Source organism: Micromonospora sp. MP36 (assembly GCF_008119785.1).
In the GTDB taxonomy this organism is placed as follows: domain Bacteria; phylum Actinomycetota; class Actinomycetes; order Mycobacteriales; family Micromonosporaceae; genus Micromonospora.
The window spans coordinates 44,862-60,591 of sequence record NZ_VSFA01000004.1; the positions used below are offsets into that span (position 1 = coordinate 44,862).

The window sequence follows — 15,730 nt, forward strand, 5'->3', positions numbered from 1 at the left end:
GCTCAGGCGGCCGGTGGCGGGGTGGCGAGCTGGTCGACCACCACGACGCTGGTGCCGGCGGGCAGCTCGGCGAGGAGCTGGCGCTGCCCGCTGCGGGTCAACCGGATGCAGCCGTTGGTGATGTCCTTGCCGAGCGTCGCGTCGGTGTACCAGCTGTGCAGTCCGATGTGGGCACCGCGCAGCCCGGTCGGCACGGCGTCCGGGTCGTCGGGGATCGCGCCCAGGGCGAAGATGTCGACGCCGCCGTAGACCGTCTGGGGCGGGGGCGTGCGGCCGAGGATGAAGGTGCGGCCGAGCGGAGTGGACTGGCCGGGCTTGCCGAGGCTGACCGCCCAGGAGCGGACCACGCGGCCGTTGCGGTACCAGGTGAGCCGGTGCGGGCGGCGTTCCACCACGAGCTGGTCGGGCAGCGCGACCGTGGTCCAGCCGCCGGCCGGCAGCCAGGCGATCCGGCGGTTCGCCGAGGGGAGCAGGACGGCGGTCCAGCCGACCCGGCGCTCGACGATCGGCATGGTCAGCGGGACCCCGCTGATGGTGGGGGCGAGGAAGGCGCGCGGCCGGCCACCGGGTGCGTCGTACGCGGCGACGCGCCGGGCCGGCGTCAGCCCCTCGGTGAGCGGTCGGGTGTCGCCCGTACCGGGATCGGCGGGGAACCCGCCGGGCGCCGGGGCGTACGTGACCACCGGCAGGTCGTCCGGGGCGGGCGCCGCGGGCGGCGCCGACTCGGCCGCCGTCGGGTGCGGGGCGGGAGACTCCGCCGGGGCGCCGACCGACGCGGTGCCGGCCGGCGCGCCGACCGGCGTGGGGGCCGGTCCGCCGGTGAGCGCGTGCCCGACCAGCAGGGCGGTCACCAGCAGCAGCGGTACGCCGAGCGCGGCGAGCAGCCAGCCGAGGGTCCAGCGCGAGGCAAGGCGGCGAAGCAGCATGATCCCGACTTTAGTGGACAGAAGACCCCCGCTCCGTGATTGGCGGGTGCGGGGGGCCTCCGGTGCGGCGCGGTCGGAGCCGCGGTCAGACGTTTCCGGTCAGGACAGCTTCGCCCCGATGTGGATGGCGACCGCGTCGTGGGCGGGGATGTTGGCGGCGAACCAGCCGTTGCCGTCCACCGTGATCACCGGCCCGCTGCACGAGCCGTTGCTGAAGTCGCCGTGGATGACGTCGCAGTAGCGGCCGGCGGGCAGGCCCGTGTAGTACGAGCGACCGGTGATGGCGAAGTCCTCGTCGTTGATGGTGAGGTAGCCCTTGCCGGCCCGGCTGAACGCGATGTGCTGCCAGCCGTTGTCGTACCAGTTGGCGACCCCGGCGCCCTGGGTGGCGTTGTTGAACGCGACCATGTTGGCGATCACCCGCCAGCGGTGCTCGCACTCCCAGCCGGAGTAGCAGGTGGTGTTCAACGTCTTGTTGTTGGCGTCCGACGGCGGGCCCTGGTCCCGGTTGCTGTAGGTGTAGCTCGACATCACCGCCGGAGTGCCGTACGGCCAGGCCAGCATGAAGGCGTTGGCCAGTGCGTACTCGCCGCGGTCCCGGTAGGTCAGCACGCCACCGTCGCGCTGGGTGTCGTGGTTGTCGGTGAAGACCACCGCCTGGCTGCCCGGCAGGTAGCCCCAGGACTCGCCGAAGGTCCGCAGGTACGCCAGCCGTTCGCTGTTGAACATCCGGGCCAGGTCCTTGCCGTACCGGAACTCGTGCACGTCGCCGTTGCCGGTGTACTCGGTCGGCTGGATCGGCTCGCCGGCGCCGTAGATGACCTCCTGCACGACGTAGGCCGAGCGGGAGAGCTTGCCCTTGATCGCGGCGATGTCGGAAGCCGGCATGTGCTTGCTGGCGTCCAGCCGGAACCCGTCCACCCCGAGCGAGAGCAGGTCGTTCAGGTACGTGGCGAGCCGGGTGCGCACGTAGTCCGACTCGGTCTTGAGGTCGGCCAGGTTGACCAGCTCGCAGTTCTGCACCTCGTACCGGTCGTGGTAGTTGACGATGTCGTTGTTGCCGTTGCGGCCGCAGTAGTGGAAGTCCTGCGCGCCGTAGGTGCCCGGGTAGCTGTAGTGGCCGTACGTGGTGCCGGCCCAGCCGGTGCCGCCGTTGTCCTGGCCGGACATGTGGTTGACGACGGCGTCCACGAGCACCTTGACTCCGGCGTTGTGGCAGGTGTTCACCATCGCCTGGAACTCGGCGCGGGTGCCCTTGCGGGACTCGATCCGGTAGCTCACCGGCTGGTAGGCGACCCACCACTGGTTGCCCCTGACGTGTTCCTGCGGCGGGGAGACCTGGACGTAGCCGTAGCCCTTGGGGCCGAGCACGGTGGTGCACTCGGTGGCCACCGAGTTCCAGTTCCACTCGAAGAGTTGGACGATGACCTTCTTGCTGCCGGGGGTGGCCGCGGAGGCCGAGGGTGCGGCCAGGCCGGTCGGGACGAGCAGGCCGGCGACCAGGCCGAGGGTGAGGGCTGCCGCGACGGCTCCAGGTCGCGGTGCGGCGTCGGACGCGCCGAGTTGGAGCCGTCGTTGCCGGCATCGGCGTCGATGCATCGGGACTCCTGGGGTGCGGGGGACGGGGGTGGCGAGGTAGGTCGCTGCCGTCTTCTTGCAGGAGCGGCCTGAAATTTTCGGGAAGGTTACAAGCGTGCTGCAAGACCTGTCAACGTATGCACATACGTCGTTGCGAATCGCGCTACACACGCGCCGGGGCGGGGCGGTTCGACGGGCCGGCCGAGAAATCCGCGGTGAAGGGCGTGCTGGGGCTGCCCGGGGCGCGTGAGCTGCAGAAGCCGCCCTGGACTGGTCCCGTTGCGGCGGGCACGGGCTCTGCGCCCACGTGGTGCCGGACGTCATCCGGCTCGACGGCAGCGGTTACCCCGCTTTCCCCGCCACCCCCGTGCCGACCTGGCTGCGGGCGGGCGCGCTCAAGGCGGTCTGTCCCGGACTCCTGGTGAAGGCCGAGTAGCCGACCGCAGGAGGAGACGCGGACGCCACGCCGTTCCCCCGCCCCGGGGGCCGCGCGGCCCGATTCGCCGCGGTCGTCGCCCGGGTCGCCCTGCTGCTGACGGCCGGCGGCGGAGGTCGGTGGACCCGACCCCCGCCGCCGGCCGTCAGCGGGTCAGCGGACCGGGGTGAGGCGGTCGGTGCCGAGCCGGTCGCGGAGCACCTCGGGCACGAGCACCGAGCCGTCGGCCTGCTGGAACTGCTCCAGGATGGCCGGGAAGAGCCGGCTGGTGGCCAGCGCCGAGCCGTTGAGCGTGTGCACGAAGCGGGTCTGCTTGCCGCCCGGCTCCCGGTAGCGGATGGCCGCCCGGCGGGCCTGGTAGTCGCCGGCCCAGGACACCGAGGAGACCTCCTTGTACTTGCCGGTGCTCGGCATCCAGACCTCGATGTCGAGGGTCTTCCGCATCGAGGCGCTGGCGTCGCCGGCCGCGAGCAGGCTGGTCTGGTAGTGCAGGCCCAGCCCCTCGACCAGGCTCTCCACGTGGGCGACCATCTCGGCCAGCGCGGTGTCCGCCTGCTCGGGCAGGGTGAACTGGAAGATCTCCACCTTGTTGAACTGGTGGCCGCGGACCGTGCCGCGCTCGTCGGAGTGCGAGCCGGCGGCCTCCCGCCGGTAGCACGGGGTGTAGGCGAACGCCTTCAGCGGCAGCTTCGCGGTCTCCAGGATCTCGTCCTGGAACGCTCCGAGGATCGCCGTCTCGGCGGTGGGCAGCAGGAACTGGCCGCGCGGGGCGGACTGCCGGTCCAGGTGGTAGACGTCGTCGTAGAACTTGGGGAACTGCCCGGCGGCGAAGCCGGCGCTGTCCAGCAGCAGGTGCGGCGGGAGCAGGAACTCGTACCCGGCCTGGATGTCCTGGTCGATCAGCCAGTTGAGCAGCGCCCACTCCAGTCGAGCGCCCATGCCGGTGTACATCCAGAAGCCGGAGCCGCCGAGCTTCACGCCGCGCTCGTGGTCGACCAGACCCAGCGCGCGGGACAGCTCGACGTGGTCGCGGACCTTCTCGATCGCCGGCGGCTCGCCGAACGTCCGGACGACCCGGTTGGCCTCCTTGCCGCCGGAGACGACGTCGTCGGCGGGCAGGTTGGGCAGCTCGCTCATCCGCTCGCGCAGCCGGGACTGCACCTCGTCCAGCTGGGACTCCAGCTCGGCGAGCTGCTTGCGCTCGGCCTCCGGCGCGACCGGCTCCGGCTCCTTGCCGGCCCGCTTCGCCTGCGCGTACGCCCGCGCCTCCGCCTTGCGGCGCTGCCGCTCGGCGTCGATCTCGCTGATCAGGGCGCGGCGTTCCTGGTCGAGCCGCTGGATCTCGTCCAGCGCCCGGTTGACCTCGGCGGGATCCAGACGCTTCGCCAGCGCGGTCGCCACCGCCTCGCGATCCTTCCGGATCAACTCCATGTCGAGCATGCTGCTCCGTACGCCTCCGTCCAGGCAGTCAGGTGGGACTCCCAGATGCTACCGTCGCGGCCCCCTGCGGCCGGCCCGGGCCGGGCGGGGCCGGCCGGGACGGATCGGGCGCGGCCGGCGCAGGACGGGCCGGGCGGGCCCGCCGCGGCGCCGGTGCACGGCGGACGGCCATTGGTGACGGTAGGTGATCCCGACGCTCCGGCCGGCGAGGTTACGGTGCGTGACAGGCACCGACCACCCGGAGGGCCCGATCGGGTCGCCCCCACTTCCTTGTGCCGCTTGACCTGGTCATCCTCGGGGAGACGCAACCCGCCCCGACACACCCCTCCCGCCCCTTTGCTCTGCAGCCACGGACGCAGCGGCAACGCTGGGTGCCTGCTGCGCGGGTGGCTGCAGAGCAAAGGCGGGAGCGAGGGTGGCCCCTGGCCGGTGCGTGAGTGACTCAGGGTGACCGGCGCCGTCCGCCGTCCGCCGTCCGCGGTCCGCCGTCCGCGGTCCGCCGTCCGCCGTCCGCCATCCGCGGCCCGCGGCCCGCTGTCCGCGGTCCGCCGTCCGCCGGTCGATCAGAGGCGGATCGGCATGAGGATGGAGAAGGCGTCCGCGTCGTCCGGACGGCGTACGGCCAGCGGGGTGATCGGGCCGTCCAGCTCCATCACGAGCTGGCCCCGGTCGCCGGCGTCGAGCGCGTCGAGCAGGTACTCCCGGTTCACCCCGACCCGTACCGTGTCCGGGTCCGCCGCCTCGGCCGGCTGGACGACGCGCAGGCCGCCCCGGCCGTCCACACCGAGCACGGTCACCATGACGGGCACCCCGGCGTACTCGCGGAGCAGCAGCGGGGTGTCTTCGGCGGTGAGCGCGCCGCGCAGCGCGACCACGTCGACCGGGATGCGGTACGCCGGCACGCCGCCGACGTGGCCGTGCAGCAGCCGGCGGTAGTCCGGGAAGTCGTACGGCAGCGCCGCGGCGGCCACCGCCCGGCCGGCGACCGAGACCTCGACCCGGTCATGAGCGATGGTCAGGTGCGCCTCCGGGGTGATCCCGACCCCGGTGTCGAGCAGACCACGCAGTTCGTCGACGGCGTCCGCCGGGAGCAGCGCGCGGACCTCCGGGCCGTCGACCTTTCCGGCCGCCCGGGCCACGGCCAGCCGGTGCCGGTCGGTGGCGACCAGCCGTACGCCGTCCGCCTCCACCTCCAGCAGCACGCCGGCCAGCACCGGCAGGTCCGGGTCGGTGCCGACGGCGAACCGGACAGCGTCGACGGCGGCGGCCAGGTCGCCGCGGTCAAGCACGAGACGGGTGGTCATGGGGATCTCCTCCGGATCGACCAGGGTACGGATCCGGGAGAGCTCGCGGCGGGCGTCGGCCAGGCCGTCCTCCAGCCGCCGCAGGTGCGCGTCCAGCAGCCGGTGGACCACCGCCGGCTCGTGCCGGTGCCGAAGCGCCTCGGCGATCCCGGCCAGCGGCATCCCCACCCGGCGCAGCCCGGCGACCAGCCGGGCCGGCGCGACCTGGTCGTCGGTGTACCAGCGGTAGCCGGTGGCCGGGTCGACCAGCGCTGGGACCAGCACGCCCGACCGGTCGTAGAACCGCAGCGCGCTCACCGTGAGGCCGCTGGCCCGGGCCAGCTCGCCGATGCTGCGCAGTTCGCTCTCCACGACGCCGGATCCTGGGCCCTCAACCCGCTCGAGGGTCAAGTCTCACCGCTCCAGCACACGGAAGGTGATGCCGGCGCGGGTGAGCCGGTCCAGCAGGGCGTCACCCATCGCGGTGGCCGTGGTCACCTGACCGGCGGTGGGCGGCAGGTCGTCGAACGCCAGGCACAGGGCGGACTCGGCGAGCATCTTCGCGGTCTCGTCGTACCCGGGGTCGCCGCCGGCCACCTCGGTGTGCACCGTCCGGCCGCCGCCGGTGCCGACGAACCGGACGCGGAACCAGGAGCGGGCCCGCTGCTCGGCGCTCGGCCCCTGCCCGGAGGAGAGCCGGCCGAGCAGCCAGCGCCGGGTCGGCGGCAGCTTCACCAGCGCGAGCAGACCGGCCAGGCCCGCCCCGGCGATGAGGACGGTGGGCAGCCGCCTCACCGCGGCGAAGTGGCGGTAGCGGAAGTCCGGGCCGTACTCCGGGCGGGCCGCGGCCGACCGGCGGACGATCTGCGGGTCGATGGTGGGCAGCGGCACCGCCCACATGCCGATCTCCGCCGACCGGCCCACCTTTCCCGGTACGGCGCGGACCCGGCGCCCCTCCGGCCGGGGCTCGACCGCCCTGCGGGCCCGCGCCGCCCGGCGCGTCTCCCCGGCGCGGGAGAGCGCGGTCAGTGCCGAGTGGTACGTCCCGGCGGAGAACCGCCCGCCGGCCCGGACGAAGCCGTCCACGCTGACCGCCCCGTCGGCGGGGAGTTGCTTGACGGTGAACCAGGCACCCAGGTCGTGCGGGACCGAGTCGAAGCCGCAGGCGTGCACCAGGCGGGCGCCGGTGCGGACCGCCTCGGCGTGGTGCCGCACGTACATCAGGTCGACGAACTCCGGCTCGCCGGTGATGTCGACGTAGTCGGTGCCGGCGGCGGCGCAGGCCGCGACCAGCGGCTCCCCGTGGTGGATGTACGGGCCGACGGTGGTGGCGACGACCCGGCCGCTCTCCGCGACCGCGCGCAGCGACGCCGGGTCGGTGACGTCGGCGGTCAGCAGCGGCAGCTCGGCCAGCGCCGGGTCGATCGCGGCCAGCCGATCGCGGACCGCGGCCAGCTTGCCCGGATTGCGGCCGGCCAGCGCCCATCGCAGCCCGGCCGGGGCGTGCCGGGCCAGGTACTCGGCGGTCAGGCCGCCGGTGAACCCGGTGGCGCCGAGCAGGACGAGGTCGTACGGCCGGTCGTCGCGCATCCGCCGAGTGTGCCACCCACCGCCGTCCGGCTCACGGGGAGAACACCGCCCGGACGCAGCCGTCGGCGCGCTCCCGGAAGAGCACGTACCCGTCCGCGGCCCGCTCCAGCGGCAGCCGGTGGGTGGCCAGGTGCTCGGTCCGCAGTTCGTCGCGGGCCATCCGGTCCAGCAGCATCGGGATCCAGCGCTGCCCGTGCTGCCGGCCGCTGCGGACGGTCAGCGCCTTCTGCATCACCGCGCCGAGCGGGAACGTGTCGACGACGCCGGTCCAGGTGCCGAGCACCACCACGGTGCCGCCCTTGCGGCAGGCGTGCACCGCCTCGCGCAACGCCAGCGACCGCTCCGCGCCGCCGCCGAGCCGGCCGGCCAGCAGCCCCGGCGGCTCGGCCGCCATGCCGACCGCCTCGACGCACACGTCCGGGCCCCGGCCGCCGCTGCGTTCCCGCAGTTCGGCGAGGACGTCCACGTCCCGGTAGTTGAGCGGTTCCGCGCCGACGTGGCGCTCGACCATCCGCAGCCGCTCGTCGTGGTCGTCCACCACGACGACCCGGTCCGCGCCGCGCAGCAGCGCGGCCCCGGCGGTGAGCTGGCCGACCGCGCCCGCGCCCCAGACCGCCACCACGTCACCGGGCCGCACCTCGCCCAGCTCGGCGCCCAGCCAGCCGGTCGGCGCGGCGTCCGAGGCGAAGACCGCCCGGTCGTCGCTGACCGCCTCCGGCACGGCGAACGCGCCGACGTCGGCGTACGGCACCCGCACGTACTCGGCGTGGCTGCCGGCGAAGCCGCCCAGCGGGGCCGGGTGGCCGTAGCAGCCGCCGGTGGGCTGGCCCCAGGCCGACTCGGCCGCCGACGCGCCGGTGGTGCCGTTGTCGCAGCAGGCGAAGAGTCCCTGCCGGCAGAACCAGCAGGCCCCGCAGGCGATCCCGGCGCAGACCACCACCCGGTCGGCGATCCGGTGCCGGCGCACCTCCGGCCCGACCTCGACCACCTCGCCGAGGAACTCGTGCCCGAGCACGTCCCCGGCGGCCAGGTACGGGATGCGCCCGGCCAGCAGCGGCAGGTCGGCCCCGCAGGTCGCGCTCCGGCGTACCCGGACGATCATGTCGTGGGCGTTACGCAGCTCCGGGTCGGGGACCTCGCGTACCGCCAGCGCGTTGGCACCCTCCCAACAGAGCGCCCTCACCCGGGCCCCCCGGGTCGGTCCACCCGGGAGCGGTCCGCCCGGAGCACCTCGCCAGTTTCGGCGAGCTGCTTGGCCTCCCGCAGCGCCTGCCGGAGGAACCGGCCGGGATCGTCGCCGACCAGGTGGGCGGCCATCCCGCGCAGCCCCGGACCGTTGCCGAGCAGCCGGGCGGCCAGCTCGGTGCCGCGCCCGCCGGGCGCCGGGCGGGCGTACAGCTCCACGGCGCCGTAGAGCCGGCGCAGCGGCTCCGGCCACCGGCCGCGCGGCAGCACCTCCTCGGGCCGGCCGGCCACGGTCACCACCTGCCAGCGCCCGGGCCGCGGGTCGGTTTCGGCCGCCCGCGGCCAGCGCTCCCGCCGGCGTACGACCAGGGTGCGCGCGGTCTTCGCCATCGCCATCCCGCCACCGGCCAGCCGTCCCATCCGTGCCACGGGCCCCTCCCGTCGTCGCGGGTCGTCGGGCGGCCGGTCACGCGCGGCCGGCCGCCCGCGTGTCTCCAGCGTGCGGCCGGTCGGGGTGAAGCGGGTTCGCCCCGAAGGGGTGAACCGGTCCGGGCCGGGTAACCGCTGCCGGCACGGACCGGGGGAGCGGACGCGACGGGGAGGGCCGCATGCCGGAGGAGGCTGACCGCGCCGAGGTGGCCGAGACGCCGGCCGACGTCACGGCGCCGGCCGGCCCGGGGCCGGCCGGCATGCCGCTTCCGGCTACGGACGCGCCGGAAGCGGCCCCCACCGCCCGCCGCCCGCCGCCCGCCGGCGGGACCCGGCCGGCCGGCCGCATGGCGGACGCGTCGGTGCCAGGTGCGCCGCCGCTGTTGGCTTCCCGGCTCGTCCCGGCGGCCCTGCCCGAGCCGGTGCTGGTCCGGCCCCGGTTGCTCGACCGGCTGAACCAGGGGGTGGCCGGGCCGGTCACCCTGGTCGCCGCACCGGCGGGCTGGGGCAAGAGCATCCTGCTCGCCTCGTGGGCGCGCGCGGCCCGCGACGAGCCTCCGCCGGCCTGGGTGACCGTGGAGGAGGGCGACACCGGGACCCGGCTCTGGTCGTACCTGGCCGCCGCGTTGCGGGCCGCGGCGGAGGGCGTCCCGGACGAGGGCCCGCAGCCGCCGGTGCCGGACCGCCCGCCCCGCCCCGACCAGCTCGAACTGCTCGCCGCGGCGCTCGCCGCCCGGGAACGCCCGGTGCGGCTGGTCCTGGACGATCTGCACCGGATCACCGACCCCGGCGCGCTGACCGGGTTGGAGTTCCTGCTGCGGCATACGGAGGGGCGGCTGCGGCTGGTGGTCGGCGCGCGGTTCGACCCGCCGCTGGCCCTGCACCGCTGGCGGCTGGCCGGGGAGCTGACCGAGGTCGGCCCGGACGAGTTGGCCTTCACCGACGACGAGGTGGCCGAGCTGCTGGTCGCGCACGGCGTGCCGCTGCCCGCCGCGGCGGTGCCCCGACTGCGCGAGCGGACCGGTGGCTGGCCGGCCGGGCTGCGCTTCGCCGCGCTCGCGCTGCGCAGCCAGGCCGACCCGGCCCGCGCCGTCGAACGGTTCACCGGTGACCAGCCGGATGTCGCCGGGTACCTGCGCGACGAGGTGCTCGCCCCGCTGCATCCGGACGCCCGCGACGTGCTCCGGCGCAGCGCCGTCGCCACCACCGTCTGCGCCGACCTCGCCGAGGCGGTGACCGGGCGGAGCGACGCCGGCCAGGTCCTCGCCGACCTGGCTAGGGAGGGGGGCTTCGTCCAGCACGACGGGGGCAGCCCGCCCTGGTACCGGTGCCACCCCCTGCTGGCCGACCTGCTCCGCGACGAGCTGGGCCGGCTTCCCGCCGGGGAGCTGCGCGACCTGCACCTGCGCGCCGCCGGCTGGTACGCGGACAACGACCGCCCGGCCGAGGCGCTGCGGCACGCGCTGGCCGGAGGCGAGTGGAACCGGGCCACCGAGCTGCTGATCGCCCGGTGGCCGGAGCTGACCCCGTACGACCGGGATCTGCCCGGCGCCCCACCCCCGCCCGAGCCGCCCGCCGAGGCGGTGCGTCGGGACCCGGAGCTCGCGCTGGCGTGCGCCGCCGAGCGGGCGTACGCCGGTGACGTCGACGCGGCGGCCGGTTACCTGCGGCGCGCCGCCGACCAAGCGGGTGCGCTGCCCGAACCGCGCCGGGACCGGTTCCGGCGGTTGGCCACGGCGCTGGAGCTGACCCTGGCCCGGCTGGCCGGTGACCACGCCGAGGTACGCCGGGCCGCCACCCGGCTGCTCGCCACCCGCACCGCCGTCGGGCCGGGCGACGATCCCCGGGCCGGGGCGGGCGAGGACGCCGACGCCGGGGCGGTGGCCGGTACGGCGCTCGGGCTGGTGGCGCTGGCCGAGGGGGAGCTGCCCGTCGCCGCCGAGCGGTTCGCCGCGGCCTTGGACGCGGCCCGGCGGGCGGGCCGGCCGCGCACCGAGTTGGTCTGCGCCAGCCGGTCGGCGCTGCTGGCGGCGGCCCGGGGCGGGTTGCGGGCGGCCGAACGGATCGCGCGGGAGGCGCTGACCATGCCGTCCTGCCGGGGCTGGTCGTGCCGGCTGGACTGCGGGCACGCGTACCTGGCGTTGGCCGTGGTGGCGTGGCATCGGGACGAGCCGGCGGAGGCGGCCGCGAACCTGACCCTCGCCGGCCCGGCCACTGGCGCGCCGGGCGCGGCCGGGCTGGCCGCGCTCTGCCGGGCCGAACTGCTGGCCGCGGACGGCGAGCCGGCCGCCGCCCTGCGGATCCTCGCCGAGGCCCGGGAGGGGGTGCCCGGCCGGGAGCTGGCCGCCTGGCTGACCGCCGCCGAGGCGCAGCTCCGCGCCGCCGTCGGCGACGTGGACAGCGCCCGCACCCTGCTTACCGACGCGCTGCGCGACGCCAGCGGCCCACCCGGCATCGCTGCCGTCGGAGGAGGCCCGGCGTCAAGCCCGGCCCTCGGTAGGCCGGGGCCGGCCGGCCCGGCCGGGGCGGCCGGGCGGGCCCGCACCGACCCGCCGACCGCCGGGCCGGCGTCGACCGTCGGGCCCCGGTCGGACGGTGCGGGCGGGTCCGGCGAGGTCCGGCCGGACGGTGCGGGCGGGGAGGTGGCGACGCTGGGGGTGGCCCTGGCCCGGGTGGAGCTGCGGGCCGGGGACCGGCGGGCGGCCGGGCGGGCGCTGCCCGACTGGTCGACGCCCGGAGCGGAGTCCTGGCCGCTGCCGGTGCGGCTCGCCGCCGGCCTGCTCGACGCGGTCCTGGCCCGGGACAGCGGCGACGACCGGCGGGCCGGGCGGGTCCTGGAGCAGGTGCTCGACCTGGCCGAGCCGGACGGCTACCGGCGCCTCTTCACCCGCGCCGAGCCGGGGGTACGCGACCTGCTCGCCGCCCACCTGGACTCCGGCACGGCGCACTGGGCGACGGTGAGCGACCTGGTACGCGGGGCGGACGAGCGCCGGGCCGACGAGCCGCCGGAGCGTCCGGGCGGGCCGGAGCGCGCGCTGGACGAGCCGCTCACCGAGCGGGAGCTGACCATCCTGCGCTACCTGCAGAGCATCCTGTCCAATGTGGAGATCGCCAGCGAGCTGTCGCTGTCGGTCAACACGGTGAAGACCCACGTCCGCAACATCTACCGGAAGCTCGACGCGACCCGCCGGCGCGAAGCGGTCCGCCGAGCCCGCGAACTCCGCCTGATCTGACGCGGCCCGGCGCCCTCGTTCACGGAAAGAGTGCCCACCCGGCGGGAGTGGGCACCCTTTCGGTGACTCTGCGCGGCTGCGGCGGCGCGGCTCAGGTGGTGGCCGCGGCGTCCACCGCGGCCAGCAGTTCCGCGACGTCGTAGCCGCCCTCGTGGCGGACGTCGTTGACGAAGAGCGTCGGGGTGGCGGTCACCCCGCTGCGGATGCCGCCGACGAAGTCCCGCCGGACCCGATCGGCGTGGGCGTGCCCGCCCACCTCCGCGTTGACGTCGTCGGGTGGCAGCCCGAGCTGCTCGACGCCGAGCGACAGGTGCACCGGGTCGAGCTGGTCCTGGTGCTGGTAGAGCCAGTCGTGCATGTCCCAGAACCGCCCGCGCCGGCCGGCGGCCTCGGCCGCCTCCGCCGCGCTCTCCGCGTACGGGTGGACGTTGGCGATGGGGAAGTGCCGGTAGACCAGCCGGACGGTGTCGCCACGCTGGCGCAGCACCTCGGCCAGGTTCGCGTACGCGGCTCCGCAGAACCGGCACTGGTAGTCGCCGTACTGGACGATGGTGACCGGCGCGTCGGCCGGCCCCCGGGCGTGGTCCGTCTCGGTCACCGGTAGGCGCAGTCGGGCGCTGGTGACCTGCAGCGGTGTCGTCATCGGTCCACCTCCGGCCGCCCGAGGACCCGCCCGGCCGGGATCGCCGGCCGGGGCGACCCGGACGCGCCGCGCCCGGGTGTGATCAACCCGTTCGGATCAGTCATGGTTCCCAGCCTCGTCCGCGACGGGGTGAGCCGGGATCACCCGGCCCGGGTCATTCTCACGGCGAGACGGCCACGTGGTTGTGCACGGTGCGGATGCCCGGGGCGGACCAGACGACCCGCTCGATCTCCTCCCGCTCCGGGATCGAGCGGACCAGGCCCTCCAGGACCACCTCGTCCCCACCGTGCACCCGGACGCTGATCCCCTCCACCTCGGTGGCGCCGTTGCGGGCGAGCGCGTCGACGATCCGCTCGGCTAGGTCACGCGTGTCGGTGCGGGTGCCGGGCCGGACGGTGATCCCGTTGCTCACCCCGCGTACGCCGCTGAGCCGGCCGACCGACCGCTCGGCGGCCCGGCGCTGGTATTCCCACTCGACCTGGCCGTGCAGGGTGACCCAACCGTCGCTGACCGTCACGTCCAGCGTCTCGACCGGCACGAACGCGTCCCACTCCAGGGCCCGGGTGGCCGCGGTGGCGATCTCCGGGTCGCTCTTCTCGGCGGCGGTGGCGATCCGCACGGCGAGGTCGTTGGCTACCGCGCGTACCCGGGACACCCGGTGCGCGGCCCGCTCAGCGGCCCACTTCTTGGCGTAGCTGTCCACCCAGCCGGTCAACGTCACCACCCCCTCGGTGACGGTCACCCCGATCTCGTTGGGGCGTACCCGGGGCTCCCAGGTCAGCTCGTCGAGGACGTCGGACTGGATGTCCTGGTCGGTCCGCGTGATCGTCCCTGCGGCCATCGGTGCTCTCCCTCCCGGATCGGTTCGCGGTGCGGGCGCGACGGTGCCGGCACGAACCGCGCCAGCCCCGATCCTGTCCGCGCCCCGGGTGACCTGCCCTCCTCCGTTCCGGGTGAGCCGACCTGGTGGGAAGCGCTTCCAGTCGGTCCCCGTCGCGGGGCGGCCACCGCCGCCTCCGGACCGCCGTGGTCGATCTTGGTGGGTAGGCTCGGCCTCCCGGACGCGTGACGAGAGGGGTACGCCCGATGCACCCGATCAGGACCGCCTACCTGACCGCCGCCCGCTCGGCCGCGGCGCTGCTCGCCGACCCGGCGGTGGCGCGGCAGTGGGACGCCCCGAGCGCGTTGGCCGAGTTCCAGGTCGGCGGGCTCGCCGGTCACCTCGCCTTCCAGATCCTGGCCGTGCCCGGGGTGCTGGCGGAACCGGTGCCGCCGGGCGAGCCGATCGGCCTGCTCGACCACTACGCCCGGGGCACCTGGATCGGCGCGTCGGTCGACGACGAGGTGAACGTGGGCATCCGCCGGTCGGGCGAGCGGGTCGCCGCGGACGGCCCGGGAGCCCTGCTGGCCGCGGTCGGCGCCGCGGTCGACGAGCTGGCCGTCGCGCTGCCGGCCGAGCCGGACGGGCGGGTGGTGCACCTGGCCCGGGGGCCCTGGTCGCTGGCGCTGGACGACTACCTCACCACCCGGCTGATGGAGCTCGCGGTGCACTCCGACGACCTCGCGTTCAGCCTCGGCGTACCCACCCCGGAGCTGCCGGCCGAGGTGCTGGACCCGGTGCTGGCCCTGCTCGCCCGCCTCGCCGTACGCCGGCACGGCCAGCCGGCCGTGCTGCGGGCGCTCAGCCGGGCCGAGCGGGCGCCGGCGAGCGTCACCGCGTTCTGACGCTCGGGCGGCGGTGCCCCGGGTCGGGACACCGCCGCCGTGTCAGGCGGGGTCAGCGGTCCAGGCCGGCCGGCGAGTCCGGCCGGTCCACGTCCACGAACTCGACCTCACCGAGTTCGCGGGCGCGGCTGCCGGCGGCGCGGGCGAAGGTGCCAGCCGCCCAGCCGAGCGCCGCGCCGGCCAGTGCGGCGCCGATCAGCAGCGCCCAGGGCAGCGCCGGCCGGCGGCCGGCGAGCGCGTCGAAGGCCAGGCTGGTCCGGCGGCGGGCCTCCTCGGCCGCCGAGCCGACCAGGTCGCTCGCGTCGTCGGCGAGGCCGGAGCCGTTGCGGCGGGCGGACCGGGCGGCGTCCCGGACGCTGTCGCCTGCGGAGTCGACGACGGAGAGCAGCTGCTGCCACGCCTGGTCCGCGATCCGTTCGGGCTTGCTGCGGCGGTCCAGCAGAGTGAATCCGAACATGGTTACCTCCTCGGGTGCCGAAGCCCGGGGGCCACTTCGGACTCCGGCGATGATCCGGCGCGGTGCGGTTCGGTCACCGGGGCCAGTGCCCGGAGCGGCGCCGGCGCAAACCAGCCCGGTGGCGTTCGCGGTCGATCGGGGGCAGGGTGGGACAGACCACCCGAACGCGCCGAGGGCGTGGTGCGGGCCCGACGGGCGGGGGACCGCTACCCTGGGTCGGCGGATCGGCGACCCCGGTCGGTCGTTGAAGAGTGCGAGAACCTGTCGTCGCAGAAACAGGAACTGGAAGGTCCGGATTGGGATGCCCAGGTGTGCCCAGTCCGCGAATTGCTCATCCCGAGGGGTGGCGACCGAGGCCGTCGGAGGAATACGCTCGGTCGCGGCCCGCGTACTGATGAGGCGCCCGTACGGGCGAGTGGAGGTGTTCGCGTGAGCCTGTCGATCGTGAAGTCGATGCTGCCGGGTGGTGTCGTCCAGATCGCCCCGCGGGGCGAGATCGACGTCGACACCGCGTACGAGGTGCGGGAAGCGATCGCCGAGGTGCTCGCCAAGGGCCGGCCCGCCCGCATCGAGCTGAACATGCGCCTGGTCACCTTCATCGACTCGGTCGGCATCAGCGCCATGGTCGCTGGGTTCCAGACCGCCGAGGTGAGCGGCGTCAAGCTGGTGGTCACCGAGCCGAGCCGGTTCGTGCACCGGCAGCTCTGGGTCACCGGCCTGCTCGGCCTCTTCGGCGCCCCCGAGCCGTACTTCGCCGACACCCCCACGCCCGAGGTGCTCCCCGGCGCCTGATCCCGCCCGGCGG

General features: G+C 75.5%; 14 protein-coding genes. 4 read left to right on the top strand and 10 right to left on the bottom strand.

The features are described from left to right. Positions 1 to 2: 2 nt before the first annotated feature. Together FXF52_RS06650 and FXF52_RS06655 are read right to left on the bottom strand one after the other, a co-directional pair. A complete protein-coding gene (locus tag FXF52_RS06650) occupies positions 3 to 926 on the bottom strand; it encodes a L,D-transpeptidase (RefSeq protein WP_148794464.1) in 924 nt (307 codons plus the stop codon). A gap of 99 nt (positions 927 to 1,025) precedes the next feature. After that, entirely contained in the window at positions 1,026 to 2,525 is a 1,500-nt protein-coding gene (locus tag FXF52_RS06655; protein WP_148794466.1) for an alpha-amylase family protein, read from the bottom strand. 289 nt (positions 2,526 to 2,814) lie between these two features. Here FXF52_RS06655 and FXF52_RS06660 point away from each other — a divergent pair, with 289 nt between their 5' ends. Further along, complete coding sequence (locus FXF52_RS06660; protein ID WP_370517882.1) at positions 2,815 to 2,940, top strand: hypothetical protein; 126 nt, start codon at positions 2,815 to 2,817, stop codon at positions 2,938 to 2,940. Positions 2,941 to 3,093: 153 nt separating this feature from the next. On the opposite strand, the gene serS is transcribed toward FXF52_RS06660, so the two are convergent. The 5 genes from serS to FXF52_RS06685 form a co-directional block, all read right to left on the bottom strand. Then, positions 3,094 to 4,380 carry a serine--tRNA ligase gene (gene serS / locus FXF52_RS06665; RefSeq protein ID WP_148794468.1) on the bottom strand — a complete coding sequence of 429 codons (1,287 nt, stop codon included), beginning with the start codon at positions 4,378 to 4,380 and terminating at the stop codon, positions 3,094 to 3,096. A gap of 563 nt (positions 4,381 to 4,943) precedes the next feature. Beyond that, on the bottom strand, positions 4,944 to 6,023 hold the full coding sequence (locus FXF52_RS06670; protein WP_148794800.1) for a MerR family transcriptional regulator: 1,080 nt from the start codon (positions 6,021 to 6,023) through the stop codon (positions 4,944 to 4,946). 54 nt (positions 6,024 to 6,077) lie between these two features. Then, a complete protein-coding gene (locus tag FXF52_RS06675; RefSeq protein WP_148794470.1) occupies positions 6,078 to 7,253 on the bottom strand; it encodes a trans-acting enoyl reductase family protein in 1,176 nt (391 codons plus the stop codon). A 31-nt stretch (positions 7,254 to 7,284) separates the two neighbouring features. Then, positions 7,285 to 8,436 carry an alcohol dehydrogenase catalytic domain-containing protein gene (locus FXF52_RS06680; RefSeq protein ID WP_148794472.1) on the bottom strand — a complete coding sequence of 384 codons (1,152 nt, stop codon included), beginning with the start codon at positions 8,434 to 8,436 and terminating at the stop codon, positions 7,285 to 7,287. After that, entirely contained in the window at positions 8,433 to 8,867 is a 435-nt protein-coding gene (locus FXF52_RS06685; protein ID WP_148794475.1) for a hypothetical protein, read from the bottom strand. Before FXF52_RS06685 ends, FXF52_RS06680 begins: the two co-directional genes overlap by 4 nt. A 347-nt stretch (positions 8,868 to 9,214) precedes the next feature. Here FXF52_RS06685 and FXF52_RS06690 point away from each other — a divergent pair, with 347 nt between their 5' ends. After that, entirely contained in the window at positions 9,215 to 12,100 is a 2,886-nt protein-coding gene (locus FXF52_RS06690; protein WP_255471794.1) for a LuxR C-terminal-related transcriptional regulator, read from the top strand. Positions 12,101 to 12,191: 91 nt separating this feature from the next. Here the strand turns inward: FXF52_RS06690 and FXF52_RS06695 are convergent, their stop codons facing one another. After that, positions 12,192 to 12,743 (bottom strand): DsbA family protein, encoded by a 552-nt coding sequence (locus FXF52_RS06695; protein ID WP_148794477.1) that lies wholly within the window; start codon positions 12,741 to 12,743, stop codon positions 12,192 to 12,194. A 160-nt stretch (positions 12,744 to 12,903) separates the two neighbouring features. After that, positions 12,904 to 13,584, bottom strand: a complete 681-nt coding sequence (locus tag FXF52_RS06700) for a BON domain-containing protein (RefSeq protein WP_148794479.1) — start codon at positions 13,582 to 13,584, stop codon at positions 12,904 to 12,906. Between the two features lie 245 nt (positions 13,585 to 13,829). On the opposite strand from FXF52_RS06700, the gene FXF52_RS06705 reads away from it, so the two are divergent. Continuing rightward, positions 13,830 to 14,468 carry a maleylpyruvate isomerase N-terminal domain-containing protein gene (locus FXF52_RS06705; RefSeq protein WP_148794481.1) on the top strand — a complete coding sequence of 213 codons (639 nt, stop codon included), beginning with the start codon at positions 13,830 to 13,832 and terminating at the stop codon, positions 14,466 to 14,468. 52 nt (positions 14,469 to 14,520) lie between these two features. Here the strand turns inward: FXF52_RS06705 and FXF52_RS06710 are convergent, their stop codons facing one another. Then, entirely contained in the window at positions 14,521 to 14,925 is a 405-nt protein-coding gene (locus FXF52_RS06710; protein ID WP_148794483.1) for a hypothetical protein, read from the bottom strand. Positions 14,926 to 15,378: 453 nt separating this feature from the next. On the opposite strand from FXF52_RS06710, the gene FXF52_RS06715 reads away from it, so the two are divergent. Further along, positions 15,379 to 15,717: an STAS domain-containing protein gene (locus FXF52_RS06715; RefSeq protein ID WP_370517885.1), complete on the top strand. Its 339-nt coding sequence runs from the start codon at positions 15,379 to 15,381 to the stop codon at positions 15,715 to 15,717. The last annotated feature ends 13 nt before the right edge of the window (positions 15,718 to 15,730 follow it).